This is a genomic window from Mesorhizobium sp. WSM4845, assembly GCF_055811455.1.
Genome location: NZ_JBVVQA010000023.1, coordinates 60,645 through 84,591, shown reverse-complemented (window position 1 = coordinate 84,591; position 23,947 = coordinate 60,645). Strand labels below are relative to the sequence as shown.

The window sequence follows — 23,947 nt, the reverse complement described above, 5'->3', positions numbered from 1 at the left end:
TTCGTCCAAAGGACGAACGACGCTGCGCAAAACCTACATCGCCCTCACAATACCGGCAAATCCCTAGCGAAATCTTCCATGTCGGCCCAGGGGTCGCCGGAGGTGGCCAGAAGGCCCGGCAGTGAAGAATAATTCAAATCTTCCGGAGCGTCGATGGATTCCAGATCGGACCAGCTCACCGGCGTCGAGGCCGGCAGGTTTGTGCGGGCGCGCAGCGAGTAAGGTGCCGCCGATGTGTGGCCGCGCGCGTTGCGATGAAAGTCGATGAAGATGCGCCGCTTGCGGTTGTCCTTGCCCATCGTGGTGGTGAAGGTGTCGGGCGCCGTGGCGGCCAATGCCGAGGAGATGGCGCTGGTCGCCTGGTGCAGCTTTTTCCAGTTCTGTTTTTGCGTCACCGGCACTGAGATGTGGATGCCCTTGCCGCCCGAGGTTTTGGCAAACGGCACCAGCCCCATCGCCTCCAGTTCGGCGCGGATATGCACCGCCGCCTCGACCACCTCGCGCCAGCTAACCCCCTCGCCGGGATCGAGGTCGAAGACGATCAGGTCGGGTTTGTCGAGCCGAGTGCGATGGGTGCCCCAGGTGTGGAACTCGACGACGCCGAACTGCGCCAGCGCCAGATAGCCCTTGGCGTCCTCGACCGACAGGTAGGATTTGGTCTCGCCCTCGGAATTGGTCGCCTCGAAAGTCGCCACCGATTTCGGCATGCCGGTGAAGGCATGGCGCTGGAAGAAACAGTCCTGCGGCTTGCCGGTCGGGCAGCGCACCAGCGACACCGGGCGGCCCAAAATATGCGGCAGCATGAAGTCGCCGACCAGCGCGTAATAGACGGCGATATCGAGCTTGGTCGGTCCGGTTCTGCCGAACAGCCGCCGCGTCGGGTTGGTCACCCATATCGTGGCGAGGTCGGCCTCGGCGATCAGCCGCTTGCGCCTGGCCGATACAGGCGTCGACAGGCCGACGTCGCGCAGTCCGCGGAACACGGCATGGCGCAGCGCATTGTCGGTGGTCCGGTTGGCATAGTGGATATGGGCCGAAAGCAGCGGCCGCACCCAGTTCATCTCGCGCATGATCTCGCGTGGAACGCCTTCGGGTGCAGACGCGCCGGCGCGCAGCGGCTCCAGCCGGGCCAGCAACGCGGTGGCGGTGGCGGCGTCGAAGCCGGTGCCGACCTTGCCGCGATAGTGCAGCTCGCCATCCTCGAATTCGCCGAGCCCGAGTGCGGCCAGCCCCTCGGCTGCAGCGGAGGTGGTGTAGCCGGCGATGACGAAATCGCCGGTCTTCAGCGCCTTGGTCTTGGTCCACGTCTTGGTGCGGCCGCTCTGGTAGATCGCCGTGGCGCGCTTGGAGACGATGCCTTCCAGCCCCATCTCGGAGGCCTGGTCGTAGAGCGCCTGGCCATCGCCTTCGACATGGTCCGAGAACTGGATGGCGGAGTTGGCGCCCAGGCCGGACAGCAATTGCGACAGCAGCGCCTTGCGCCGGCCGAGCGGCGCTTTTGTCAGGTCCCAGCCGTCGAGATACAACAGGTCGAAGGCATAGAAGTGGAGCTTGTTGCCGGCGCCTTGCGCCAATGCCTCCTGCAGCAGCGCGAAGCGGCTGACGCCCCTGGCGTCGAGCGCAACGACCTCGCCGTCGATGATTGCATCGCGGCAGGGCAGCCTGGCAAAGGCGAGCGGCAGGTCGCCATAGCGCCTGGTCCAGTCGAGGCCGGCGCGGGTGATCAATTTGACCGCGCCGTCGGCCAGATGTGCCATGGTGCGGTAGCCGTCGAATTTTATTTCGTGCAGCCAGATTTCGCGCGTTTTTTCGGCAGGGCTTTCGCCGCCCGGCGGCTTCGGAACCTGCGTGGCCAGCTGCGGCTCGATCCGGGAAGGCAGCGGCGCCTTGACCGCACCCGGCAGCGCACCGGGTTTCAATGCCACCGGTTTCGCAGGCCTTGCGGCAGGCTTTGCCACCAACTCCTCGATGCGACGGCCGGATTTGACGCTTTCCGGCCGGGCTTCCAGTATGTCGAGCCTGGCGTCGGCGGCGAGGTCGCGCTCCTTGAACAGCAGCCAGTTCTTTTTGCCCTCATCCTCGCCGGGCTTCGGTTTCAGCCTGGTCAGCATCCAGCCGCCATTCAGCTTCTCGCCGGCGAGACGAAATTTGAACGAGCCGGTGCGCAAGCTCTTTTCGACATCGTCCATCGGCGCCCAGACACCGGTGTCCCAGACGATCATCGGCCCGCCGCCATATTCGCCCTCGGGAATGACGCCTTCGAAGTCGATATATTCAAGCGGATGGTCCTCGGTCTCGACCGCCAGCCGCTTGTCGGCCGGATTGAGCGACGGGCCGCGAGGCACCGCCCAGCTCTTCAGCACATCGCCGACCTGCAGGCGAAGATCGTAATGGTCGGCAGTAGCATGATGCTTGTGGACGACGAAGCGATTGCCTTCTGCGGCAACCGGCCCGCCGGCGGGCTCCGGCGTCTTGCTGAATTCGCGCTTGGCGCGATAGGCCTTGAGTTTTGAAGGAGCTGGCATGTCAAAGATCGAAGCGCGCGGCAGTCAGCAACCAGCGTCTCATTCCTTCGCGCCCCCCTCTGTCCTGCCGGACATCTCCCCCACGAGGGGGGAGATTGGATGTCACGAATGCTTTCGCCAATCTCCGACGTCGCAAAGAGGGCGCCAACAGTGACGCTGCCGATCTCCCCCCGTGTGGGGGAGATGTCCGGCAGGACAGAGGGGGGCGCTGTCCCGCCAGCATCAAAATTCCACCGCAGCGGCGCTCACGCAGCTCAATCGTCGGTGGCCGGCGTCAATTCGAGCTCGGCAGGCGACAGACCCTGCTGGAGCTGGCTCAGCCGGAATTCGTCGACCCAATAAGCCTCGCCGTCGACCAGGACACGCGCCTTGTAGGCGCCGGCGGAAAAGCTCTGTGCGGTGATGTAGACCTTGTGGCGGCCGAGCGCCCTGCGCACTGCAGCGCGCTTGGAATTCTGGCTGGTGACGGAACTGGCCATGGACTGCTCATACACACGCCGCCGCAGGAGAAGACGGCTGGCATAAGGATGGCCGAGACAGACGGTTGTGTCAATTTTTCAACTTGCCTACGGCAGCTTCGCCAGCTCGGCAGCGTGGCGGATGGCAAGCAAGGCGTCCCGGTTGGCCACCGGATAGCCTGCGATGAAGCGTTCGACCGAAAAGCCTGGAAATTCGGCTCTCAAGCGGGCCGCGGCGCGCGCCGCCTCGCCGGTCTCGCCCATGGCCGCATGCGAAAGCGCCAGGAACATCAGCACGTCCGGCGACTCCGGCGAACTCCTGCGGAGCGCCGCGACAGCTTCCCGATGCCTGCCGGCGGCAAACAGGATGCGGCCTTGCATGCCGAAATACCAGGGCGGGGCCAATGGATTGAGGCGCATGGCACGCTCGATGAGCGGGATCGCCTCGGCTGGATCACCGGCGACAAGCGCTTTGCTGCCGGCCAGCAGCGCCAGTATGCCGGCGTGGTTGGAGCCGTATTCGAGAGCGCGCCGGTGCGCGCGCTCCGCTCCTTCGAGATCGCCAAGGCATGCCCTGACATTGCCAAGGCATGCGTGAGCGCAGCTGTCCGTCGGGTCGAGACGCAAGGCGTTTTCGGCCGTGATCCACCCGTTCTCGATCGACGTCAGCACGTCGTCGCCAAAGCCGTTACAGGCCTCGATCGAATAGGCGTAGGCGAGTTCGGCCCAGCAGTTTGCGAAGGTAGGATCAAGCTCCAGCGCGCGGGAAAACAAGCGGATCGCCTCGGCATTGCTGGCGCGGCTGAACATGGTGTGCTGTTCGAGGGCAAGCAGATAAAAATCGTAGGCCCGCAAGCTGGCCAGCGGCTTGCGGCGAACCGCGTTGCGGCCGACCGTGGCCAGCGTTCCATAACTGCCGGCGAACACATTGATGATGCTTTCGGTCAGGCTGTCCTGCAGCGCGAAAATGTCCTCGGCCGGGCGATCGTAGCGCTCCCTCCACAGGTCGACGCCGCTACGGGCATCGGCAAGCTCTATCGTCAAGCGAATCCTCTGGTCGTCCGCACGCAACTGGCCCGATACGAAATAGGTGGCGCCGAGCGCCTTGCCGTCCGCCGCGAAATCGGCCGGCTTGCTGCCCAGCGATTTCATCGTGTGGAAGGCGATGACAGGCAGGCCCGCGTATCGCGCCAGGTTGATGGTGATGTCTGACGACAGGCCGTCGGCAAAGCGGTTCCAGCGCTCTTCGGAATTCAGGCATTCAATCGGAAATATGGCGAGCACCGGCGGAGCGTCCGACGGGGGTGACTGCCCGCCCGGCCGAGCGCCGGAAGCGCCGGCAAAATACGCCGCGAGTCCGATCTTGGTGCGCACGCCAAGTTTTTCGTAGATGGCCGCAAGGTGGGTGCGAACAGTGGTCGGGGCAATGAAAAGTGCATTGCCGATTTCGCGATAGGTCATGCCGGTTGCGAATTTTTCCGCGACCGCGCGCTCGCGACCCGACAAGGCATCGAGCGTCTGCGCTTTCGAAGCGTCATTGACCGTCATGGTGGAACCCGTCCCAGGACAGAATACTACAAATGCAGGAGGCCGAATACTGCATCTGCCCGATCCCGTCGCAGGCGCACAAATTGCAAGGTCGTTTGCCGCAAAAAGCGGCAATCCGGGGGAGGTTTCCATGCGTCCTGTTTCGATAATGCTGGCATGCACGATCTTGAGTTTTTCCGCCGCCCAGTCGCCGTCGTTCGCAAGAGGATGCAGGCAGGTGCTGGAATCGGATGTGAAAATCACGAGCATGCGCCTCTATGCCGACATCCTGGCCAATGCCGCCCGCAACGGCTGGGACTACACGCCTGAATCGATCGTCAGCGGCTCAAAGCGGCATTTCGAGGAGATGAAGCTCCAGTTGAATGACGCCGGCTATGAGATCATGCCCGTCGGCGTCCGCCTGTATTGCAAGCGGTGGGACAAGCTCGCCGCCCGCTAGCAACCAGCGATCCGCCCTTTGCGGCGCAAGCTTTGCCGAGACATCGATATGTCGAAGGTGCAGGCCAACTGTCTGCTTCTGCTTGCCGCTGCCTTTTGGGGCTTCGGCAATGTTGCGCAGAAGACTGTGCTGGATCATCTCGATCCGCTCAGCGCCGTGGGCATGCGCTGCCTGATCGCGGGGCTCATGGTCGCGCCGCTGACGGGGCTCGAATGGGGAACGAAATCCGGGCCAGGCTACTGGATCAGCCTCGCCAAAGTCAGCGCTCTGTTCTCGATATCCATCATCATCCAGCAGGTCTCCTATCTCGACACGTCGGTTACCAATGCGAGTTTCCTGGTGAGCACCGCAACGGTGATGACACCGCTTGCGGCCTGGTTGCTGATTGGCGAGCGCCCGACTGCTGTCGGCGGGCTTGCGGCTGCCATGACATTGGCCGGTGTCCTGCTGCTGTCCGGAGGCTTGATCACCAGCTTCAGCCAGGGCGATCTCGCTGCGACACTTTCGGCCGCGTGCTACGCGCTGTGGATGGTGGAGCTTGGTCGCCACATGCAGACCCACGGCGCGCCGATCGCAGCGGCTGCCGCGCAATTTCTCGGCGCCGCCGTGATCACGCTGCCGCTCGGCGCCCTTTTGGGTAATCTGTCGCTGGCCGCCATCAGCGATGCCGCCCCGGAACTCGCCGTGCTCGGCATCTTCTCGACAGGGGCCGCCTTCGGCATGCAGACGATCGCTCAACGCTTCACCTCGGCCAGCCATGCCGCGGTGATCGTCAGCGCAGAGAGCGTGTTCGGAGCGGTTGGCGCCGCCATATTTCTGGGCGAGCGTCTGTCGCCGACCGGAGCAGCCGGTGCTGCGGTCATATTTGGATCAATCACGTTGCTGTCGCTGACAACCGATAAAATCAGCAAGCCGGCGGTGGCAGACTGAGAGATTGTGAGACCAGGCGCTGCGGCTCCATTCGATTTCAGCACAATATCAGCATCCGTTCAGGACGCGGATGCCTTGTCGCGGCGATGCTCCCGGGAGACAAACCCGATGAGCGACCATGACAATCGCCCTGACAGAAGACCTCCTCGCCAGGATCGATCGCAAGATCGAAGACGCCGGCCCGGCGCCTGGACTGCGCAATCTGGAGGATCGCGACTATGTCGGCATTCGCAAGCAACTGCTTGCGGGACGCCCGCGTGACGTCTGGGTTTTCGCCTACGGCTCCCTGCTGTGGAACCCTTGCTTCGAATTCGTCGAGGAGCGACCGGCAACCGTGCATGGCTGGCATCGGCGATTTTCGCTGTGGCTGACCCGCTGGCGCGGCACGCGCGAGCGGCCCGGGCTGATGCTTGCGCTCGACCGCGGCGGCAGCTGCCGCGGTGTCGTCTATCGTCTCCCCGACCTTGATATCGACGCGGCAATCGACCGGCTGCTGCGCCGGGAGATGAGCGCCAACCCGCCGACCAACATTCCGCGCTGGGTTTCCGTTCGAGGCGCGGCTGGGAATTTGCGGGCCATCGCCTTCGTCGCCGACCGGAGTGGCCCCGCCTATGCAGCAGACCTGCCCGAGCAGACCACAGTGGAAATCCTGTCGCTCGCCGCGGGCCACATCGGAAGTTGCGCCGACTATCTGCGCCGGACCGTCGTTCAGCTTGAAGCCCGCAACATCCGCGACGCCACGCTATGGCGGCTGCAAGGCAAGGTCGCCGCCTACCTCGGATCATTGCAATCCGGCACGCCCTTGCCGGCACCAACCGTGGAGATCGATTATGCATGCGAAGGCTGAAGGACCATTCTCCCCGTCGGTTCTGGCACGGGAAGCCGTGCACCGGATCCTGTCGACGGGCAACGTTGAATTCTGTGGCGGCGAAACGGCCCAGATGCTGCACTATCTCGACCGACTGATGCCGAGTGAGACAGCCAGGATTCCTGCCGAAACGATTCCTGCTGAAACGAGGCCGCGCCTGTGGCAGCGCCTTTCCCGCATCTTTCGGGCTTGACCTTACCGGCTTATGCGGCTCCGATGATCGTTGCGCAATCAGGCGCAGCGGTGGTGCAGGAGCTTGGCACACCAGGTCGGCAGCTCGGTTCTCGATCTCGACCGCGGCACATTGCGGCGTGACGGCGAGATCGTGCCGGTGCGGCCAAAGACCTTCGAGCTGCTGGCCTTCCTGGTGCGCAATCCCGGCCGTGTGCTGAGCAAGGACGAACTGTTCCAAGCGGTCTGGCCCAACACCATCGTGACAGAGGATTCGCTCACGCAATGCATTCGCGATGTGCGCAAATGCATAGGCGACGAGACGCAGTCGCTGGTTCGCACCGTGCCCCGGCGCGGCTACATGTTCCAGGCTGCCGACGATCTGTCCGCTTCGCTGCCGCCGGCCAGCGCTGCGGTTCAGATTGAACGAGCGCCCGAGCCGATGGTCGCCATCCTGCCGTTTCGCGTTAACATTGACGATGCGACGGCAAAGCCGCTCTTCGACGGCGCGGTCGAGGAGATTATCAACGCGCTTTCCTACTTCAAGACCATCGCGGTGCTGGCGCGCCATTCGGCCTTCGCGCTTGCCGAACATTCCGACCAGGACATCTGGGCGACTGCTGAGCGTCTCGGCGCCGACTATGTTGCGGAAGGCAGCGTCGAGAGCGCTGAGGATGGTTACAGCACGCATGTCGTGCTGTCCGAGACATCGTCCGGCCGGCGCATCTGGGCGCAGGCATTTTCGTTCAGGACCAGCGATATCTTCGTCTTTCAAAGGATGGTGGCGCAACGGATCGCGACCGCGCTGGTTGCCAACATCGAGAGCGCGGCGATGCGGCGCATGTCCCCCGCGCCCGCCGCCAACATTGAGGCCTACGTCCATATCCTGCGCGGCATGGCACTGCTGCGCAGCTATGGCGAGGGTGTCAACCAGCAGGCCCGCGAACATTTGCTGAAGGCGCTCGAACGCGATCCGGATTCGGGGCTCGCTCACGCCTATCTCGCCTTGGCGGACACAATCATAGGCGGCTATGGCGGTGCGCCCCGCGCCTTGCTCGATCAGGCTCGGGACCGGGCCTTGCACGCCACTGCACTCAGCCCGGACGAGGCACGCTGCCATCGCATCCTGGCGTTGATCCTCCTCTACCTGGCCGAATTCGACGCCGCCGCACGCCATTTCGCGCGCGCGTTGGATCTGAACCCCTATGATGCCGACACGTTGGCCCAGACGGGCTTCTTCGAGGTCATACGCGGTCATGGCGAGACCGGCCTGGTGCTGCTGGACCAGGCGATTCAACTCAATCCGATGCATCCCGCCTGGTATTATTACGACCGGGGTGAGGCCCTGCTTGTCGTTGGCCGCTACCCGGAAGCGGCCGCGTCTTTTTCCTGCCTTCCGCGAAAAAGTGCCTGGCAATGGTCGCGGCTGGCGGCTTGTCACGCGCTTGACGGCAATATCGACAAGGCAAGGGCCTGCACCAGGGAGGGCCGTCGCCTAAACCCCGGGCTGACCGTGCAGGAAATCATGGCGGACCTTCATATGATGCGCTCGGAAGATCGGGAGCGGATACGATCCGGTCTCGAGTTGGCCGGATGGGATGAAGCGCAATTGCCGACAACACCATGAGCAGCATCGGAGCGTTGGGCGCGTGACGCGGCCCTGTGTCGGATCCGCCCGTTCTTGCGCAAATCTCCGGCCTTGGCTAGCATCCGCCCGCCGGCGCCGAGCGGAGGAGAACGTCGCGGTGGACCGGCTGGAGCGCCGTTGCGTCCCCTTGGGCGCTCAAAGGACACTCCATTTCTGGATCGACGCAGGAATTTTCGGAAAACCGGAACCGGTTTTCGGTTCATGCGCTCATGTGGGAGGAGACTAAATTGATCAACAGACGTGAATTCCTGCTGTCGTCCGTGGCGATGGGCACGATGGCGCTGGCCGCTCCGCAACTGGCTTTCGCCCAGGACAAGCTGACCATCCTTGGTTCGGTGCCGAGCCTCGGCTTTCCGTTCTTCGTGCACATGCTGAACCAGATCAAGGCGGAAGCGCAGGCGCAGGGCGTCAATCTTGTCGAAAGCGACGGCCAGAACTCGGCGCCCAAGCAGACCGCCGATATCGAGGCAGCGCTCGTGCAGAAGATCAACGCCATCGTCATCTCGCCACTCGACGTTAACGCGCTGGCCCCGGCCATCGAGCAAGCGATCCAGGCCGGCGTCCCCGTCGTCACCATCGACCGCCGCGTCGACGGGGTCGAAGGCATCCTCGCCCATGTCGGCGCCGACAACGTCAAGGGCGGCGAGGCCGAAGCGCAGGCCATGGTGGCGGCTTTCCCGAACGGCGCCAAGATCTTCCATCTGCAGGGCCAGCCCGGTGCTGGGCCCGCGATCGACCGCAACAAGGGCGTGCACAACGTCCTCGATCCGATGAAGGACAAGTACCAGATCATCTTCGAGCAGACCGCCAATTTCGCCCGCGCCGAGGCGCTCTCGGTCACCGAGGCCGGCCTTGCCGCCAACGGCAAGCCCGACGCGATCATCTGCGCCAATGACGACATGGCGCTTGGCGCGGTCGAAGCCTGCGCGGCGCGCAACTTTACCGACGTCAAGATCTACGGCTTCGATGCGCTTCCCGAAGCGCTGGTCGCCGTGCGCGACGGCAAGCTGGCCGGCACCGTCGAACAGTTCCCCGGCGAGCAGTCGCGCACCGCGGTGCAGATCGCCGTCGCCTATGCCAGGGACAAGACCGAGCCGAAGGAAAAGCTTGTGCTGCTGACGCCGATCGTCATCGGCAAGGACAATCTCGACAAGGCGGAAAGGCTGGGCGAGACGAAGTAGGCCAATTGGCGAGGCCGGTGGGAAAGCACCCCCTCTGGCCTGCCGGCCATCTCCCCCTCAAGGGGGAGATTGGCAGTTTCAACGCGTCGCCCTTTCTTCAACGCCGAAGATTAGCGAAAGCGGCCATGACATCCGATCTCCCCCCTTGAGGGGGAGATGTCCGGCAGGACAGAGGGGGTGTTCAAGCGCGGCGTGAACAACTGCATCGAGGGAAAACTTTTGCCAGCCGAAGCCACTGCGTCGCCCAATACCCCCCTCCTGGCCGTCGAGGGCGTGACCAAGCGTTTTGCCGGCGTCACCGCGCTGAGCGATGTCTCGCTCGAGGTTCCGCCCGGCGAAATCCTCGGCCTGCTCGGCGAGAACGGCGCCGGCAAGTCGACGCTGCTCAAGATCCTGTCCGGCGTGATGCCGCCGTCCAGCGGCCGCATCGTCTTCGACGGCGTAGAATTCAATCCGCACAATCCGCAGGATGCCAAGCGCCTCGGCATCGTCACCATCTACCAGGAACTGAGCCTGATCCCGACGCTGACCGTGGCGGAGAATATTTTTATCGGCCGCGCGCCGCTCGGGCGCTTCGGCCTGGTCAGCTGGCGGAAGATGGAGGTAGACTCGCGCGCGATCATCGCCCGCGTCGGCCTTGACCTCGACCCGGCGACGCCGGTGTCTGCGCTGTCGGTGGCCGAGCAGCAGCTGGTCGAGATCGCCCGCGCGCTGTCGCTGAAGAGCCGGCTCATCATCATGGACGAGCCGACCTCGGCGCTGACCGAAACCGAAGTGCAAAAACTGATGTCGATCATGGGCCGGCTGCGCAAGGACGGCGTCGCCATCATGTTCGTCACCCACCGGCTGGAAGAGGCCTCCGCGATCTGCGACCGCATGACGGTGCTGCGCGACGGCAGGCTGGCCGGCCATCTCGACCGCGATGGCGGGCCGATCAAGCTGCCGAAAATCATCGAGAAAATGGTCGGCCGCGCCGCGTCCGAGCTTTATGCCAGGCCGACGCTGCGCGATGTCGCCGGCGACGTCAGGCTTTCCGTGCGCGGCCTGCGCACGGTGCGCGATCCGCAGGCGCCGCACGCCATCGTGCTCGAAGGCATCGATCTCGACCTCAAGGCGGGCGAGATCCTCGGCGTCGCCGGCCTCGTCGGCTCCGGCCGCACCGAGCTTGCCCGCGCCATCTTCGGCGCCGACCGCATCGCCGCCGGCACCATCACCCTCGACGGCAAGACGATCGCACCTGAAACACCCGCCGACGCCATCGCCCTCGGCATCGGCCTGGTGCCGGAAGACCGCAAGCATCAGGCGATCTTCGCCGCGCTCGGCATTCTCACCAACTTTTCCGTCGCAGCGCTCGGCCGCTACTCCAACGCTCTCGGCTTCATGGCCGAGCGCCGCGAGCGCCAGGCGCTGGCGAGCTACAGAAAAACGCTGTCGATCCGCATGGCCTCGCCCGAGCAGCCCATCGAGGGGCTGTCCGGCGGCAACCAGCAGAAGGTCATCCTCGCCCGCTGGCTTGCGCGCGACCCCAAGGTGCTGATCGTCGACGAGCCGACGCGAGGCGTCGATGTCGGCGCCAAGGCCGAGGTGCACCAGATCCTGGTGCAACTCGCCGGGCGCGGCATCGCCATCATGATGATCTCGTCGGAATTGCCCGAAGTGCTTGCGGTCTCGGACAGGATCGTCACCATGCGGCGCGGCCGCATCACCGGCGAGATGCCAGGCATCGAGGCGACCGAGGAAAAACTGATGGAACTGATGGCGCTCGATCAAACGCAGGAAGCGACGCAATGACCAGCACGACCGAACAGAGCCAGCGCGGCGGCATCAATGTCGCGCGCCTGCTGATGAGCTTCGGCCCGCTGATGTTCCTGGCGCTGCTGATCGTCGTCTTCACCGTGCTGAAGCCGAGCTTCATCGACCCGATTAACATCTTCAACATCATGCGGCAGATCTCGATCACCGGGCTGATCGCGCTCGGCATGACCTTCGTCATCCTCACCGCCGGCATCGACCTGTCGGTCGGCTCGCTGCTGGCTTTCTGCGGCATGGTCGCGGCGGTGGTGGCCAAGGGCGGCACCGCCAACACGCTGTCGCTGTCGACGTCCGGCGCACAAGGCTATGGGTGGTTCGCCGCCCTTCTGGCTGCCGTCGTCGTCGGCGCCCTGGCCGGCGGCGTCCAGGGCTTTGCCATCACCCGGCTGAAAGTGCCGCCCTTCGTCGTCACGCTCGGCGGCCTCACCGTCTTTCGCGGCCTGACGCTGACGATCTCCAATGGCGGCCCGATCTCCGGCTTCGACGCTTCTATGCGCTGGTTCGGCACCGGGCTGATCGGCCCGGTGCCGGTGCCGGCGATCATCTTCGCGGCGGCGGCGATCCTCTGCCACATCGTCCTGCGCTACACGCGCTACGGCCGCGCCGTCTACGCCGTCGGCGGCAATGCCGAGGCGGCGCGGCTGTCCGGCCTGCGCGTCGACCGCATCCTGATCTCGGTCTACATCATCGTCGGCTTCTTCGCCGGCCTTGCCGCCTTCGTGCTATCGGCCAGGCTCAATTCCTCGGAAGCCGTCGCCGGCATCGGCTACGAGCTGACGGTGATCTCGGCGGTGGTCATCGGCGGCACCTCGCTGTTCGGCGGCATTGGCTCGGTCGGCGGCACGGTGGTGGGTGCGGCACTGATCGGCGTGCTGCAGAACGGGCTGCAGTTCAACAACGTCTCGTCCTACACGCAAAGCATCGTCATCGGCCTGATCCTGATCCTCGCCGTGGCCTTCGACCGCTGGCTGAAATCGCGGGTAAGGCGGTAGTCCGAGGGGCAATACAGACCTAGGTCGGCGGGACAGTACCCCCTCTGTCCTACCGGACATCTGCCCCTCAAGGGGGAGATTGGATGTCGCTTCGGCTTTCGCCAATCTCAGAATAACGCTACCGGCGAAGCTGCCAATCTCCCCCCTTGAGGGGGAGATTGGATGTTGCTGCGGCTTTCGCCATTCTCCAACTTGGGGAAAAGCCGCGTTCATGCCGGTGCGTTGAGACGCTGCGAACGCGTTGCCCAATCGATGACTGTCCCGCCGGCAACGGTAGAACTCGTCAGCGGCGCGAGAAGATCGTTGCGGCGGGCGAACGCCACGAAGGTCGCCCGCGCCGTCTCGGCGTCGATCTCTCCGTCCATCGCCGCCCGGCAGGCGTTGGCGGCGATGTCATGCGCGGCCGTCCGGCTCGCCCGCGGCCAGTCAGCAAGCAGCGCATAGGCCTCAGCCGCGCTTTCTATCCTGGTCGGCGTGCCGAGGCCGGTAAGGATGGTGACCGGCTTTTCAAAAGAAGAACGGTCCATGACACTCTCCTTTCCGGTTCAACTGTCTCCAACAGGCGCAGGCATGCGCGCCCGCGCGACCATCATTTACGCTCCTCCTGGCCGGCCCCGACGCGTTGGGCCGACAGGAACATCAGCGTATAGGCCGCCTTGCGGCGATCCCAGCCGGCCTGCTCGGCCATGCCCAGCAAGCCGTCGACCAGGGGCGCCAGCGCCGCCCTGCAATCGGTTTCATAGTTGAAATCGTTCTTCGGGCGGGTCGGCGCCGCGATCTTTCCAAAACTGTCCATCACATCCATCGCAACACCTGCTCCGCATTAATCCCGGACCGGCAAGACCGTGCCCGCTTTGGCGGACACGGTCCATCTGCCGTTCAGAAGCCTCGCTTTGGAGGCCTGACCTTAGTAGTCCATGCCGCCACCGCCGGGCATTGCCGGTGCGGCAGCTTCCTTCTTCGGCTTCTCGGCCACCATCGCCTCGGTGGTTACCAGCAGGCCGGCCACCGACGCGGCGTCCTGCAGAGCGGCGCGCACCACCTTGGCCGGGTCGATCACGCCCTGCGCGTAGAGATCACCGAACTCATTGGTCTGGGCGTTCCAGCCATAGCCGAATTCGGTCTTCTCGCGCAGCTTGCCGACGATGATCGAGCCTTCCGCACCGGCATTCTCGGCGATCTGGCGCACCGGCTGCTCGATGGCCCGACGCACGATCTCGACGCCGGTCCTCTGGTCGGGGTTGTCGACGGCGACATTGTCGAGCGCCTTCGCTGCCCTGAGCAGCGCCACGCCGCCGCCAGGCAGTATGCCTTCCTCGACCGCAGCGCGGGTGGCGTGCATGGCGTCGTCGACGCGGTCCTTGCGCTCCTTGACCTCGACCTCGGTCGAGCCGCCGACGCGGATGACGGCGACGCCGCCGGCGAGCTTGGCCAGCCGCTCCTGCAGCTTCTCGCGGTCATAGTCGGAGGTGGTCTCCTCGATCTGCGCCTTGATCTGGCTGATGCGTGCCTGGATCTCGTCCTTGCGGCCGGCACCATCGACGATCGTGGTGTTCTCCTTCTCGATCAGCACCTTCTTGGCGCGGCCGAGCATCTCCAGCGTGACGTTTTCGAGCTTGATGCCGAGATCCTCGCTGATGGCCGTGCCGCCGGTCAGGATGGCAATGTCTTCCAGCATCGCCTTGCGGCGGTCACCAAAACCCGGCGCCTTGACGGCGGCAACCTTCAGCCCGCCGCGCAGCTTGTTGACGACCAGCGTCGCCAGCGCCTCGCCTTCGACATCCTCGGCGATGATCAGCAGCGGCTTGCTCGATTGCACTGCGGCTTCGAGCACCGGCAGCATGGCCTGCAGGTTGGACAGCTTCTTCTCGTGGATCAGCACATAGGGCTCTTCGAGCTCGACGCGCATCTTGTCCTGGTTGGTGATGAAATAAGGGCTGAGATAGCCGCGATCGAATTGCATGCCCTCAACCACTTCGAGTTCAGTCTCGGCGGTCTTGGCCTCCTCGACCGTGATGACGCCCTCATTGCCGACCTTTTCCATCGCTTCGGCGAGGAAGCGGCCGATCTCCACATCGCCATTGGCCGAGATGGCGCCGACCTGGGCGATCTCGTCGTTCCTTGTCACCTTGCGGGCATTGGCCTTGAGTTCGGCGACGATGGCGTCGACCGCCTTGTCGATGCCGCGCTTCAGGTCCATCGGGTTCATGCCGGCGGCAACCGCCTTGGCGCCTTCCTGGACGATCGACTGCGCCAGAACGGTAGCGGTCGTCGTGCCGTCGCCGGCGACGTCGCTGGTCTTCGAGGCGACCTCACGCACCATCTGCGCACCCATGTTCTCGAACTTGTCCTCAAGCTCGATTTCCTTGGCGACGGTAACGCCGTCCTTGGTGATGCGCGGGGCGCCGAATGACTTGTCGAGGATGACATTGCGGCCCTTGGGACCGAGCGTCACCTTCACCGCGTCGGCGAGGATGTTGACACCGCGCAACATCTTCTCGCGGGCTTCGGTATGGAATTTCACATCCTTGGCAGCCATTGGATAACTCCTTCAAATAGGCAGCTTACGTTGACTGATGGCTTGTTCAGGCCCCGCTCAGGCGGCCTTCTTTTTTATCTGGTCGGTCATTTCAATCACGCCCAGCACATCGCTTTCCTTCATGATGAGCAGGTCCTCGCCATTGAGCTTGATCTCGGTGCCCGACCATTTGCCGAACAGGATGCGGTCGCCGACCTTGACGTCCAGCGGCTGCAGCTGTCCGCTATCGTCGCGCGCGCCGGGGCCGGCGGCGATGACCTCGCCTTCCTGCGGCTTCTCCTTGGCTGTGTCAGGAATGATGATGCCGCCCGCGGTCTTCTCGTCGACCTCGATGCGGCGGACCAGGATACGGTCATGCAATGGACGGAACGCCATGTCGTTCTCCTCATAGGACAAACAGATTTTCTTGGACCTCCCTTCGCAGCCGACCAATGGGTCGGTGCGACGGTGCGCGACCCCTGCTCAGGCATCACGCGCCTATCGAATTAGTCTGCCTATCCAGCCTTTCAAGAGGACGCCGAAAAAATTTTAGCACTCGCCGTTGTCGAGTGCCAACGCACCGTAATAACACACTGTAATAATGGCGCTATTCCAGGATTTGAAACGACGGATGCGGCTTGAAATCGGGGCGCAACCTTCCGACATCATCGTCGATCCCGGCACCGTCTGCCGGCGGCCGGAACCGATGAGGAAGTGGAAGCGTTTTCCCCCGCGGAGGATGGACGCCTGATCGTTCGGAAAGGAGACGGGCATGGTCGGTAATGAGTTCCAGGTCAGCAACGAGTTCCGGCTCCAGATGCAGGGTTTTGGCCTGACGACGGCAGAGATCCATTATCGTCTTCCCGACTATCGGGACCTGCTCCAGCTCTTCATCTGGCAGCAATACGACATCGCCCCGGATTTCCCGACGCTGAAGCATTTCCTTGAATTTTGGGAACGTGAGATCGAGGGCCCGCTGCATTCTGTGCGCGTCGCCCATCACCGTCTGATTCAGCCCTCCGAATGGCGGGCGGTGGACGGCGTCATTACGCTGCAGTGAAATAGAAAAAAGGCGGCGCTTTTAATGAATGGCGCCGCCTCTGCAGCACAGCGCGTCCGCCCCGGCTTCAGGTTCCCCGGCTTCAGGTTCATTGGCGTTCAGGTGGATTGGCGTTCAGGTGGATTTACGTCCCGTGACCAGCAGTCCGGCGGTGCGCGCCGCCTTGACGAAGGCGGTTCGCGCCTCGCGGGCGGTGCGCCAGCCGTCGAGCGCGTCGCGGCAGGCGCGATAGGCTGCGCGCCAGCTCCGGCCGCGCGCCCGGTCCGGCCATCGCTGCATGCATTCGATGGCTTCCCAGCTGCTGGCGACCTTGCGCTCTCCGACGGATTGGAGCTTGAGCGTGATCGGCTCGGAGAATGGGACGTCGTTCATCACTTCCTCCTTTTTTCTTTTTGAGAATAACCAGGAAGGCGGCCCGATCGGCGCCCGACTGACGAGATGGTTCGTATGGCTGCACGCTTCAAGACCTCCCCCGTCTCCCAGTCTGCTTGCCGAAACCCGGCGCTATATGTCGTCGTCCGGCGGTTCGAGAAGCCCGATCAGCGTCGCCACCCTTGCCGACGGCAGCGGGCGGCCCTCGTTGACCAGCGCCTCATCGGCGCCGACCCAGGCAAAGGCCTCGCGCAACTCTTCGATCGTCGCGCCGGTCGAGGCGATGTCGGCGATCACGGCGTCGTCGACCGGGCCCAGCACCGAAATGATGTCGTCGCGTGTCATGGTCATGATGTCCTCCATGCGGCGTGCCGGCGCGACCCTCAAACGTCGGTTGAAACCGGCATTGCCAGCACAATCGGGGCCAGTACAATCTGGCAACAAAAATTCTGGCAGCGGGACAGAATCTGGGTCTTGATTTCGGCCTGACAATAACCAAATGAAAATTGCCGGTTGCCGAATGGGACCGGCAGAACCCAGGGAGCGCCAAGCTCTTTGGCGTCCCTCGTACTATGTTGCTCCACGGAGGATGTAGCTATGAGAACCGCATTCGACTTTTCCCCGCTCTATCGGTCGAGCATCGGTTTCGACCGCATCTTCAACTTGCTGGAAAACGCGCCTCAGGCAGTCGAAACCTGGCCGCCCTATGACATCGCGCGAAGCGACGAGAACACCTATCGGGTGAGGATCGCCGTCGCCGGCTTTTCCGAGAACGACCTCGACATCAGCCACGAGCCGAACCTTCTCATCGTCTCGGGCGAGCGCAAGGAACAGGACGAGGTGGAATATCTCCATCGCGGCCTTCCGGTGCGACCGTTCACACGGCGCTTCGAGCTTGCCGATCACATGACGGTCACCGGCGCCTCGCTTAATAACGGCCTGCTGACGATCGACCTCGTGCGCCAAGTGCCCGAAGAGATGAAGCCGCGTCGCATCACGATCGCCAAGCAAGACGGCGCGCCGAAGGCCGGACAGGTCGAGAAGCCGAAGCAGGCCGCCTGAGCGAAGGCGATCTCTGGCGTTCGCCTTTGACACAACCAGTCGAGAAAGGAGAACAGCAATGGCTATTCGTGATCTCATACCCTGGGGCCGGGAGAACAGTCCGGTTCCCAGCTTCTATCGTGACGAGGACCGCGACCCGTTCATGGCGTTGCATCGCGAGATGAACCGCCTGATCGACGACGCCTTCCGCGGCTTCGAAACGCGCATGCCGATGCTCAGCGGATTTTCGTCGGCGCGCGGCAGCTGGCCGAGCGTTGAAATCGCCGACGGCGAGAAGGAGATCCGCGTGACCGCGGAAATTCCCGGCATGGACGAAAAGGACGTCGAGGTGATGCTCGATGACGGCGTGCTGACGCTGCGTGGCGAGAAGCGCTCCGAGACCGAAGACAAGGACAGGCAGTTCTCCGAGCGGTTCTACGGCCGCTTCGAGCGCCGCATCCCGCTCGGCTACGAGGTCGAGGAGGACAAGGTGAACGCCGCCTTCCATAACGGCGTGCTCACCGTGACGCTGCCCAAGACGGAGCGCGCACGGACGAAAGCCAAGCGCATCGCCATCAGTGGCAGTGCCGCCAGCCCCGGCAAGAGCAAGCACTGACGACATCGGCAGCCGGACGCGCCAGCCGCGCCCGGCTGCAGATCGGGCTGCATCCCGATCGGCCCGCGCGCTCCGCCCAAAGGCACGGGCTTCATTTGTTCGGCCGATGCGCCTGACGGGGCGAAGGCCGCATAGTGAGTATCTACGGAGCATTGAGTAGCAGCGTCGCTACCGTGGCGTTCCTGGCGCACAGGCTACGGAGCCCGTCATCCCTTGGGGTGGCGGGCTTTCGTATCAATTGTCGGCTTTATCGGCCTGTGAAAAGTCCTCGCCATCCGCTTCGTGTCACGATCGCGGGCGGAGGCAGCCACCCGTCTCAGATCGCCTCGCGCTGCCGTTCCGGCGTGGCGACCAGCAAGGCCGCGGCGGCGTTGGCGGCAGCAAGTGCGGCCTCGACCCGATGCCCGCGGGCAAGGCCTGCCGCGAACGCGCCGACGAACTCGTCGCCGGCGCCATGGGTGCTGACCACCTTCACCGGAAGGGCGGCCCGCGCGAACGCCTGGCCGTCGCGGCCGCAATAGGCAACGCCCTCCCCGCCGGCCGTGACGATCGCCGCCGGGTAGAAATCGATCAGCATGCGTGCCGCCTCGGCAGCACCCTCGAGCGTATCGACGACCGCAACGCCGGCCAAAAATTCCGCCTCGATGGCGTTGACGATGACGAGATCGGTGAGTGCGATCAATTCGCCGGACAGTTTTCGCGCGGGGGCGGCGTTGAGCACGACGCGGCCGCCATGCGCCTTCACCGCCCGCGCTGCCGCAATGTTGGCGGCTTCCGGCACCTCGTTCTGCAGCAGCAGCACCGCCGTTTGCGCAACCATCTCGGTCGCGGCCACGATGTCCTTCTCGCCCAAGGTGAGATTGCTGCCCGAGACGATCACCGCGCCATAATCGCCGCCGGCGTCGAAGATCGCCACGCTCATGCCCGAGCCGGCGCCAGGTGCGACCCGCACGAAGCGGCTGTCGACGCCGCGGCGCGCGAGATTGCTGACAAGCGCGCGGCCGAAATCGTCATCGCCGACGGCGCCGATCATTGCCGAGCGCACGCCGGCCCGCGCCGCCGAGACCGCCTGGTTGCCGCCCTTGCCGCCGCATTTCGGCTGCCAGGCATGGCCGGTTACGGTTTCGCCCTTGCGCGGGCGGTCAGGCGCTTCGACCATGATGTCGTAATGCAGGCTGCCGAACACGGTGACCAGCGGAGCCGTCATGTGCCCCAATCTTTCATGAGCCGCCCCAATCTTTCATGAACCGCCCTTGTCCCGGCGTTTCGAGGTCACCGCCGACATCGTGCGGCCGAGATTGCGCTCCGCCGCCTGGTAGTCGCGCTGTGCCACCGCGACGAACAGCGCGTCGAGAATGTTGAGCTGGGCGATGCGCGCCGCCGCGTTCTCGCCCATCAATGGCGAGCCCTGCGCGGTCGAGCACAGCACGATGTCGGCGACGGCGGCCAGCGGCGAGTTGTCGTAATTGGTGATCGCCAGCGTCCGCGCACCGCTCTTGCGGGCGAGATGGATGGCATCGATCACGGCGCTGGTGTTGCCGGAATGCGAGAAGCCGACGGCGATGTCGTCAGCGCCGAGCAGCGAGGCCGACATCAGCATCATGTGCGAATCGTCGTAGACGGATGCGCGGATGCCGATGCGCAGGAATTTGTGCGAGACGTCGCGCGCGATCTGCGCCGAACCGCCGACGCCATAGAAATCGCGGTTCCTGGCGCGGTACAAAAGATCGGCGGCGCGGTCGAAATCGTCCATGTCGAGGATCGCCAGCGTCTCCTCCAGCGCCTGGATCGAGGTGCGGAACACTTTTTGGACGATCTCGGCCGAACTGTCGTCGACCGACAGTTCCTGGTGCATTTCGGCGGTCGGCAGGCGGCTGTATTCGTAAACCGCGGTGCGGAAGTCGCGATAGCCGGAAAAGCCCAGTTTCTTGGCGATCTTCACCACCATCGCCTCCGACACGCCGGCTTCTTCGGCGATCTGCTTGAGCGGAATGGTCTCGTCGAAGCCGCGCCGTCCGAACACGGTTTCCACCACCTTCGCCTCGAGCGGCGTCAAATGCGGCATCATCATGCGGATCCGCGGTCCTACTGCTTTCAGATCCAGGCTGGTCAAGGTCATCCACGTCCCCTCGTCACGCGATCGATGAGCATCGCGGCGAGGATTATAAGGCCAGTTGCCAAGAGCTGATAGAAGGACTGGACATTCATCAGCGTCAGGCCGTTGCGCATGGTGCCGAGGATGACGGCGCCCAGGATGGTGCCGACGACGCTGCCCTTGCCGCCCATCAGCGAGGCGCCGCCGATGGCCGCCGCGGCAATGGCATCGAGCTCCCAGAGATTGCCGAGAATGGGTTCGGCGGCACCCAGCCGTCCGATCAGGATCTGCGCGGCAAGGGCCGCCAGCAGGCCCGAGATCATGTAGGCGGCGATCTTGGTGCGAGCGATCGGCACGCCGGCTATGTAGGCTGCCTCCTCATTGCCGCCGACGGCGAGCAGATATTCGCCGAAAGGCGTCTTCTTGAGGATGATCCAGGCGATCAGCGCGACCACGGCCACGATGATGACCGCCAATGGCAGCCCGAACAGCGAGCCGTTGAAAATGGCGCGGAAGCCGGCAGGCAGGCCGAGCACCGGATTGCCGCCGGTATAGATCAGCGCCAGCGCCCGGTAGGTGCTGAGCGTTCCCAGTGTGACGATGAAAGGCTGCAGCCCGACATAGGCGACCAGCACGCCATTGAGCAGGCCGCAGACGAGGCCGATAGCGAAGCCGGCGGCGATGGCCAGCGGAAACGGCACGCCGGCAATCAGCATCGAGGCCGAGATGACGGCCGAAAGGGCTGCCGTCGGCCCGACCGACAGATCGATGCCGCCCGAGATGATCACCAGCGTCATGCCCAACGCCAGGCAGGCGTTGATGCTCGACTGCTGCAGGATGTTGATCAAGTTGCGCTCGGCAAAGAAGCCCGGGACCAGCGCGCCGAAGACGGCGAGGATCACCACCAGGCCGATCAGCGTGCCGGCATCGCGCAGCGAAAACCGGTGCAGGAATTCAGCCCGTGGGCGCGCTGCTGTGTGTTCGGTTACATCAGTCATACGCTGGTCCTGTCCGTTATGCCTTGCCGGCCCGATGGCCTTGCGCCTTGCCGGCCTTGCGTCTCCGATTGGGGTATGGCGTGCGCCGCGATCGCCTGTTCGCTGAGATCGGCCCGGTCGAGTTCGGCGGCGACCGTGCCGTCGCGCATGACCAGCACGCGGTCGGCGAGCCGGATCACCTCGGGAAGCTCGGACGACACGACGACGACCGAATGCCCTTCGGCGGCGAGCTCCTCGATCAAATGGTAGATCTCCGCCTTGGCGCCGACGTCGATGCCGCGCGTCGGCTCATCGAACAAAAGGATGCGCGTTCCCGCCGCCAACCAGCGGCCGATGATCGCCTTCTGCTGGTTGCCGCCGCTGAACAGCCGGATCGGCCGGTCGAGCAGGAACGGGCGCAAATTGACCCGCTTCATCTTCTCGGCCGCGACCCGTTTCAGCCTGGCGTGATCGATGACGCCGCACGGTGCGAACACGCCCATCGAGGCCAACGCCATATTGCTGGAGATCGACCGCAGCGGCACGATGCCTTCGCGCTTGCGCTCCTCCGGCACCAGGCCGATGCCGGCGGCGATGGCTTCGCGCGGACCGGAAAGTTTTATCGCCTTGCCGTCGATCTCGACCCTGCCCGACGAGGCGCGGTCGGCGCCGGCCACCAGCCGCAGCAGTTCGGTACGGCCCGAGCCGACCAGGCCGGCAATGCCCAGCACCTCGCCGCGGTGCAGGTCGAACGAGACGTTACGGACTTTTGTCGCCGAGGCGAGGCCACGCACGCTCAGCCTGACCTCGCTCGAGGTGTGGGAGCGGTGCTGTTCCTGGGCGAGCTCGCGGCCGACCATCATCGAAACGACGGCTTTTTCCGACATTTGCGCCAGATCGACGGATCCGACCACGACGCCGTCGCGCATGATTGTGGCGCGCTGGCAGATGCCGAACACCTCGTCCAGCTTGTGCGAGACATAGACGACCGCGACACCGTCGCGCGCCAGCCCGGCAATGACTTCGGCCAGCCGCTCGAACTCGCTCGGCGTCAGGCTCGATGTCGGCTCGTCCATCGCCACGACGCGCGCCCGATCGAGCAGCGCCCGGGCGATCTCGACGATCTGCCGCTGCGCAACCTTCAGGCTGCCGAGCGGGACTGCCGGATCGATGGTCGGATCGAGGGCGGCAAGGGCTTCCGCGGCGCGGCGTTCCTGCTCGCGGCGGGCGACGAAGATGCCGCCGCGCGTCAGCGGATGGCCGAGGAACATGTTCTGGGCGACGCTGAGATGCGGCACCTGCTGCAATTCCTGATGGATCATGGCGACGCCCGCGGCGCGCGCCGCGACCGGATTGTTCAGCGCCACCGGTCTGCCGTCGATCAGCACGCTTCCGGCGGTCGGCCTGTAGACCCCCGACAGGATGCGCAGCAGCGTCGATTTGCCGGCGCCGTTCTCACCGAGCAGGCCATGGATTTCGCCGGCGCCGACGGAAAAGGACACATCGCTCAGCGCTCGCACCGCCGGAAACACCTTGGAAACGCCCTCGAATTGCAGCCGCGGGACAGACATTGGTTCTATTCTCCAGGCAAAGGGCGCCAGCCCGGCCGGCACCCGCAGTCCTGCCCTTAATTGCCCGCTGCCGCGTCCTCGAGCAGCGCCTTGCGCACGGCGTCGCCGGCGCCGGAATAGCGGTCGGCATTGTCCTTGGTGATAAGCGCCTGCGGCGTGGCGACGACGCGCGGCAGCTTCTGCCCGGCCACCAGCCGCAGCGCCGATTCCAGCGCCACCTCGCCGGTCAGCACCGGGAAGCTGTCGACAGTGCCGGTCAGTTCGCCGGCGCGGATCGAGGCATAGGCGTCGGAGATGCCGTCGGTGCCGAAGACGGCGACCTTGTCCTGCAGGCCGGCGGCCTTGACCGCCTCGACGATGCCCAGCGCCATGCCGTCATTGTTGGCATAGAAGCCGATCAGGTCGGGGTGCTGCTGCAGGATGTTGCTGGCCGCGTCGAAGGAGGTCTGGCGGTCCCAGTTGCCGGGCACGCTGGCGACGACCTCGAACTTGCCGGCTTCGGTGATCGTGGTCTTGAAGCCATCGGTGCGCTGGACGGCGGCATAGACGCCGGCCTGGCCTTCGACGATGGCGATCTTGCCGCCATCCGGCCGGTTCTTGATGAACCATTTGGCGACGCGCACCCCATTGTCGCGCTGGACATTGCCGACATAGTGCTCGGCCTGCGGGATGACCGCGTCGTTGACGTTGACCACCGGCACGTTGGCGGCCCTGGCCTGTTCCATGATCGGCTGCAGGTTGGAGTCGGTCTGCGGCGAGACGAGCAGCACGTTGTAGCCCTGCGTGACCAGGCCTTCGGCGATTGTCAGCTGGCCGAGCTGGTCGCCCTCGCTCTGCGCCGCCTGGTAGACGACCGGCACGCCGACGCGATCGCCGAACGACTTGTAGCCCTCACCCAGCGAGCGCCAGTATTCGTTGGTCAGCGTCTTGGAGACGGCGCCCGCCCTGGTGCCGTCGGGCAGCTTGGGCAACGCGCCGAACTTGGCCTCGAGCTGCGACCAGTCGATGCGGTCCTTCTCGGTATCGGAATTGAGCGGCGCGAGTTCCGCGGAAAAGGCCGAGCCGATGGACAGCGCCATCAGCGCAGCGGTGGCGGTGGCAAGCAGAAATTTCATGGTCTTTCCT

The 23,947-nt window shown here is 64.5% G+C and carries 25 protein-coding genes; 11 read left to right on the top strand and 14 right to left on the bottom strand.

Going from position 1 to position 23,947, the window contains the following annotated elements:
- Nucleotides 1-44: 44 nt before the first annotated feature.
- From ligD to AC0L2C_RS23800, 3 genes are all read right to left on the bottom strand, one after another.
- Nucleotides 45-2,525: a DNA ligase D gene (gene ligD / locus AC0L2C_RS23810; RefSeq protein ID WP_023799024.1), complete on the bottom strand. Its 2,481-nt coding sequence runs from the start codon at nucleotides 2,523-2,525 to the stop codon at nucleotides 45-47.
- 254 nt (nucleotides 2,526-2,779) lie between these two features.
- A complete protein-coding gene (locus AC0L2C_RS23805) occupies nucleotides 2,780-3,004 on the bottom strand; it encodes a hypothetical protein (protein ID WP_023799025.1) in 225 nt (74 codons plus the stop codon).
- An 87-nt stretch (nucleotides 3,005-3,091) separates the two neighbouring features.
- Entirely contained in the window at nucleotides 3,092-4,531 is a 1,440-nt protein-coding gene (locus tag AC0L2C_RS23800) for a LuxR C-terminal-related transcriptional regulator (protein ID WP_023799026.1), read from the bottom strand.
- Between AC0L2C_RS23800 and AC0L2C_RS23795 the strand changes: the two genes are divergently transcribed.
- The 8 genes from AC0L2C_RS23795 (at nucleotide 4,521) to AC0L2C_RS23760 (ending at nucleotide 12,572) form a co-directional block, all read left to right on the top strand.
- Complete coding sequence (locus AC0L2C_RS23795; RefSeq protein ID WP_156942584.1) at nucleotides 4,521-4,970, top strand: hypothetical protein; 450 nt, start codon at nucleotides 4,521-4,523, stop codon at nucleotides 4,968-4,970. The genes AC0L2C_RS23800 and AC0L2C_RS23795 overlap by 11 nt on opposite strands.
- Nucleotides 4,971-5,018: 48 nt before the next feature.
- Nucleotides 5,019-5,900: a DMT family transporter gene (locus tag AC0L2C_RS23790; RefSeq protein ID WP_023799028.1), complete on the top strand. Its 882-nt coding sequence runs from the start codon at nucleotides 5,019-5,021 to the stop codon at nucleotides 5,898-5,900.
- Between the two features lie 118 nt (nucleotides 5,901-6,018).
- Nucleotides 6,019-6,747 (top strand): gamma-glutamylcyclotransferase, encoded by a 729-nt coding sequence (locus tag AC0L2C_RS23785; RefSeq protein WP_051407813.1) that lies wholly within the window; start codon nucleotides 6,019-6,021, stop codon nucleotides 6,745-6,747.
- Nucleotides 6,731-6,961, top strand: coding sequence for a hypothetical protein (locus AC0L2C_RS23780; RefSeq protein WP_023799029.1), 231 nt, complete (start codon nucleotides 6,731-6,733; stop codon nucleotides 6,959-6,961). Before AC0L2C_RS23785 ends, AC0L2C_RS23780 begins: the two co-directional genes overlap by 17 nt.
- A gap of 63 nt (nucleotides 6,962-7,024) precedes the next feature.
- On the top strand, nucleotides 7,025-8,566 hold the full coding sequence (locus AC0L2C_RS23775; protein ID WP_473524595.1) for a winged helix-turn-helix domain-containing protein: 1,542 nt from the start codon (nucleotides 7,025-7,027) through the stop codon (nucleotides 8,564-8,566).
- Nucleotides 8,567-8,817: 251 nt separating this feature from the next.
- Nucleotides 8,818-9,768, top strand: coding sequence for a substrate-binding domain-containing protein (locus tag AC0L2C_RS23770; RefSeq protein WP_473524604.1), 951 nt, complete (start codon nucleotides 8,818-8,820; stop codon nucleotides 9,766-9,768).
- A gap of 219 nt (nucleotides 9,769-9,987) precedes the next feature.
- Nucleotides 9,988-11,559: a sugar ABC transporter ATP-binding protein gene (locus AC0L2C_RS23765; protein WP_473524603.1), complete on the top strand. Its 1,572-nt coding sequence runs from the start codon at nucleotides 9,988-9,990 to the stop codon at nucleotides 11,557-11,559.
- Nucleotides 11,556-12,572, top strand: coding sequence for an ABC transporter permease (locus AC0L2C_RS23760; protein WP_023799033.1), 1,017 nt, complete (start codon nucleotides 11,556-11,558; stop codon nucleotides 12,570-12,572). Before AC0L2C_RS23765 ends, AC0L2C_RS23760 begins: the two co-directional genes overlap by 4 nt.
- A 209-nt stretch (nucleotides 12,573-12,781) precedes the next feature.
- On the opposite strand, the gene AC0L2C_RS23755 is transcribed toward AC0L2C_RS23760, so the two are convergent.
- From AC0L2C_RS23755 to AC0L2C_RS23740, 4 genes are all read right to left on the bottom strand, one after another.
- Nucleotides 12,782-13,099, bottom strand: coding sequence for a DUF982 domain-containing protein (locus tag AC0L2C_RS23755; protein ID WP_473524594.1), 318 nt, complete (start codon nucleotides 13,097-13,099; stop codon nucleotides 12,782-12,784).
- Nucleotides 13,100-13,161: 62 nt separating this feature from the next.
- Nucleotides 13,162-13,368 carry a hypothetical protein gene (locus AC0L2C_RS23750; protein WP_473480833.1) on the bottom strand — a complete coding sequence of 69 codons (207 nt, stop codon included), beginning with the start codon at nucleotides 13,366-13,368 and terminating at the stop codon, nucleotides 13,162-13,164.
- Nucleotides 13,369-13,479: 111 nt separating this feature from the next.
- Nucleotides 13,480-15,111: a chaperonin GroEL gene (gene groL / locus AC0L2C_RS23745; RefSeq protein ID WP_091598885.1), complete on the bottom strand. Its 1,632-nt coding sequence runs from the start codon at nucleotides 15,109-15,111 to the stop codon at nucleotides 13,480-13,482.
- 57 nt (nucleotides 15,112-15,168) lie between these two features.
- Nucleotides 15,169-15,486, bottom strand: coding sequence for a co-chaperone GroES (locus tag AC0L2C_RS23740; RefSeq protein WP_023799038.1), 318 nt, complete (start codon nucleotides 15,484-15,486; stop codon nucleotides 15,169-15,171).
- A gap of 376 nt (nucleotides 15,487-15,862) precedes the next feature.
- On the opposite strand from AC0L2C_RS23740, the gene AC0L2C_RS23735 reads away from it, so the two are divergent.
- Nucleotides 15,863-16,150: an usg protein gene (locus tag AC0L2C_RS23735; RefSeq protein WP_091598882.1), complete on the top strand. Its 288-nt coding sequence runs from the start codon at nucleotides 15,863-15,865 to the stop codon at nucleotides 16,148-16,150.
- A 114-nt stretch (nucleotides 16,151-16,264) separates the two neighbouring features.
- On the opposite strand, the gene AC0L2C_RS23730 is transcribed toward AC0L2C_RS23735, so the two are convergent.
- Entirely contained in the window at nucleotides 16,265-16,522 is a 258-nt protein-coding gene (locus AC0L2C_RS23730) for a DUF982 domain-containing protein (protein ID WP_473524593.1), read from the bottom strand.
- Between the two features lie 132 nt (nucleotides 16,523-16,654).
- A complete protein-coding gene (locus AC0L2C_RS23725; RefSeq protein ID WP_023799042.1) occupies nucleotides 16,655-16,873 on the bottom strand; it encodes a hypothetical protein in 219 nt (72 codons plus the stop codon).
- Nucleotides 16,874-17,119: 246 nt separating this feature from the next.
- On the opposite strand from AC0L2C_RS23725, the gene AC0L2C_RS23720 reads away from it, so the two are divergent.
- Both AC0L2C_RS23720 and AC0L2C_RS23715 read left to right on the top strand, forming a co-directional pair.
- A complete protein-coding gene (locus AC0L2C_RS23720; RefSeq protein ID WP_473524592.1) occupies nucleotides 17,120-17,584 on the top strand; it encodes an Hsp20 family protein in 465 nt (154 codons plus the stop codon).
- Between the two features lie 58 nt (nucleotides 17,585-17,642).
- The gene (locus AC0L2C_RS23715) at nucleotides 17,643-18,179 is read left to right on the top strand and encodes an Hsp20/alpha crystallin family protein (protein ID WP_023799044.1); all 537 of its coding nucleotides are present in this window, start codon (nucleotides 17,643-17,645) and stop codon (nucleotides 18,177-18,179) included.
- A gap of 316 nt (nucleotides 18,180-18,495) precedes the next feature.
- Here the strand turns inward: AC0L2C_RS23715 and AC0L2C_RS23710 are convergent, their stop codons facing one another.
- The 5 genes from AC0L2C_RS23710 to AC0L2C_RS23690 are packed head-to-tail and all read right to left on the bottom strand — an operon-like array spanning nucleotide 18,496 to nucleotide 23,937.
- Nucleotides 18,496-19,386 carry a ribokinase gene (locus AC0L2C_RS23710; protein ID WP_473524591.1) on the bottom strand — a complete coding sequence of 297 codons (891 nt, stop codon included), beginning with the start codon at nucleotides 19,384-19,386 and terminating at the stop codon, nucleotides 18,496-18,498.
- A gap of 33 nt (nucleotides 19,387-19,419) precedes the next feature.
- On the bottom strand, nucleotides 19,420-20,298 hold the full coding sequence (locus AC0L2C_RS23705; RefSeq protein ID WP_091598869.1) for a MurR/RpiR family transcriptional regulator: 879 nt from the start codon (nucleotides 20,296-20,298) through the stop codon (nucleotides 19,420-19,422).
- Nucleotides 20,295-21,272 (bottom strand): ABC transporter permease, encoded by a 978-nt coding sequence (locus tag AC0L2C_RS23700; RefSeq protein ID WP_128170725.1) that lies wholly within the window; start codon nucleotides 21,270-21,272, stop codon nucleotides 20,295-20,297. Before AC0L2C_RS23700 ends, AC0L2C_RS23705 begins: the two co-directional genes overlap by 4 nt.
- On the bottom strand, nucleotides 21,269-22,822 hold the full coding sequence (locus tag AC0L2C_RS23695) for a sugar ABC transporter ATP-binding protein (protein WP_128170724.1): 1,554 nt from the start codon (nucleotides 22,820-22,822) through the stop codon (nucleotides 21,269-21,271). The genes AC0L2C_RS23700 and AC0L2C_RS23695 overlap by 4 nt, the downstream gene beginning before the upstream one ends.
- A gap of 56 nt (nucleotides 22,823-22,878) precedes the next feature.
- Nucleotides 22,879-23,937, bottom strand: a complete 1,059-nt coding sequence (locus AC0L2C_RS23690) for a sugar ABC transporter substrate-binding protein (RefSeq protein WP_128247004.1) — start codon at nucleotides 23,935-23,937, stop codon at nucleotides 22,879-22,881.
- Nucleotides 23,938-23,947 lie beyond the last annotated feature (10 nt).

Excerpts from the sequence above, each read along its gene's own strand:
- AC0L2C_RS23755 (WP_473524594.1), bottom strand. The coding sequence starts at position 13,099 with ATGGACCGTTCTTCTTTTGAAAAGCCGGTCACCATCCTTACCGGCCTC.
- AC0L2C_RS23695 (WP_128170724.1), bottom strand. The coding sequence starts at position 22,822 with ATGTCTGTCCCGCGGCTGCAATTCGAGGGCGTTTCCAAGGTGTTTCCG.
- AC0L2C_RS23760 (WP_023799033.1), top strand. The coding sequence starts at position 11,556 with ATGACCAGCACGACCGAACAGAGCCAGCGCGGCGGCATCAATGTCGCG.
- AC0L2C_RS23730 (WP_473524593.1), bottom strand. The coding sequence starts at position 16,522 with ATGAACGACGTCCCATTCTCCGAGCCGATCACGCTCAAGCTCCAATCC.
- AC0L2C_RS23700 (WP_128170725.1), bottom strand. The coding sequence starts at position 21,272 with ATGACTGATGTAACCGAACACACAGCAGCGCGCCCACGGGCTGAATTC.
- groL (WP_091598885.1), bottom strand. The coding sequence starts at position 15,111 with ATGGCTGCCAAGGATGTGAAATTCCATACCGAAGCCCGCGAGAAGATG.
- AC0L2C_RS23785 (WP_051407813.1), top strand. The coding sequence starts at position 6,019 with ATGACAATCGCCCTGACAGAAGACCTCCTCGCCAGGATCGATCGCAAG.
- AC0L2C_RS23805 (WP_023799025.1), bottom strand. The coding sequence starts at position 3,004 with ATGGCCAGTTCCGTCACCAGCCAGAATTCCAAGCGCGCTGCAGTGCGC.
- AC0L2C_RS23735 (WP_091598882.1), top strand. The coding sequence starts at position 15,863 with ATGGTCGGTAATGAGTTCCAGGTCAGCAACGAGTTCCGGCTCCAGATG.
- AC0L2C_RS23800 (WP_023799026.1), bottom strand. The coding sequence starts at position 4,531 with ATGACGGTCAATGACGCTTCGAAAGCGCAGACGCTCGATGCCTTGTCG.
- AC0L2C_RS23705 (WP_091598869.1), bottom strand. The coding sequence starts at position 20,298 with ATGACCTTGACCAGCCTGGATCTGAAAGCAGTAGGACCGCGGATCCGC.
- ligD (WP_023799024.1), bottom strand. The coding sequence starts at position 2,525 with ATGCCAGCTCCTTCAAAACTCAAGGCCTATCGCGCCAAGCGCGAATTC.
- AC0L2C_RS23750 (WP_473480833.1), bottom strand. The coding sequence starts at position 13,368 with ATGGACAGTTTTGGAAAGATCGCGGCGCCGACCCGCCCGAAGAACGAT.
- AC0L2C_RS23740 (WP_023799038.1), bottom strand. The coding sequence starts at position 15,486 with ATGGCGTTCCGTCCATTGCATGACCGTATCCTGGTCCGCCGCATCGAG.
- AC0L2C_RS23790 (WP_023799028.1), top strand. The coding sequence starts at position 5,019 with ATGTCGAAGGTGCAGGCCAACTGTCTGCTTCTGCTTGCCGCTGCCTTT.
- AC0L2C_RS23690 (WP_128247004.1), bottom strand. The coding sequence starts at position 23,937 with ATGAAATTTCTGCTTGCCACCGCCACCGCTGCGCTGATGGCGCTGTCC.
- AC0L2C_RS23715 (WP_023799044.1), top strand. The coding sequence starts at position 17,643 with ATGGCTATTCGTGATCTCATACCCTGGGGCCGGGAGAACAGTCCGGTT.
- AC0L2C_RS23725 (WP_023799042.1), bottom strand. The coding sequence starts at position 16,873 with ATGACCATGACACGCGACGACATCATTTCGGTGCTGGGCCCGGTCGAC.
- AC0L2C_RS23780 (WP_023799029.1), top strand. The coding sequence starts at position 6,731 with ATGCATGCGAAGGCTGAAGGACCATTCTCCCCGTCGGTTCTGGCACGG.
- AC0L2C_RS23720 (WP_473524592.1), top strand. The coding sequence starts at position 17,120 with ATGAGAACCGCATTCGACTTTTCCCCGCTCTATCGGTCGAGCATCGGT.
- AC0L2C_RS23710 (WP_473524591.1), bottom strand. The coding sequence starts at position 19,386 with ATGACGGCTCCGCTGGTCACCGTGTTCGGCAGCCTGCATTACGACATC.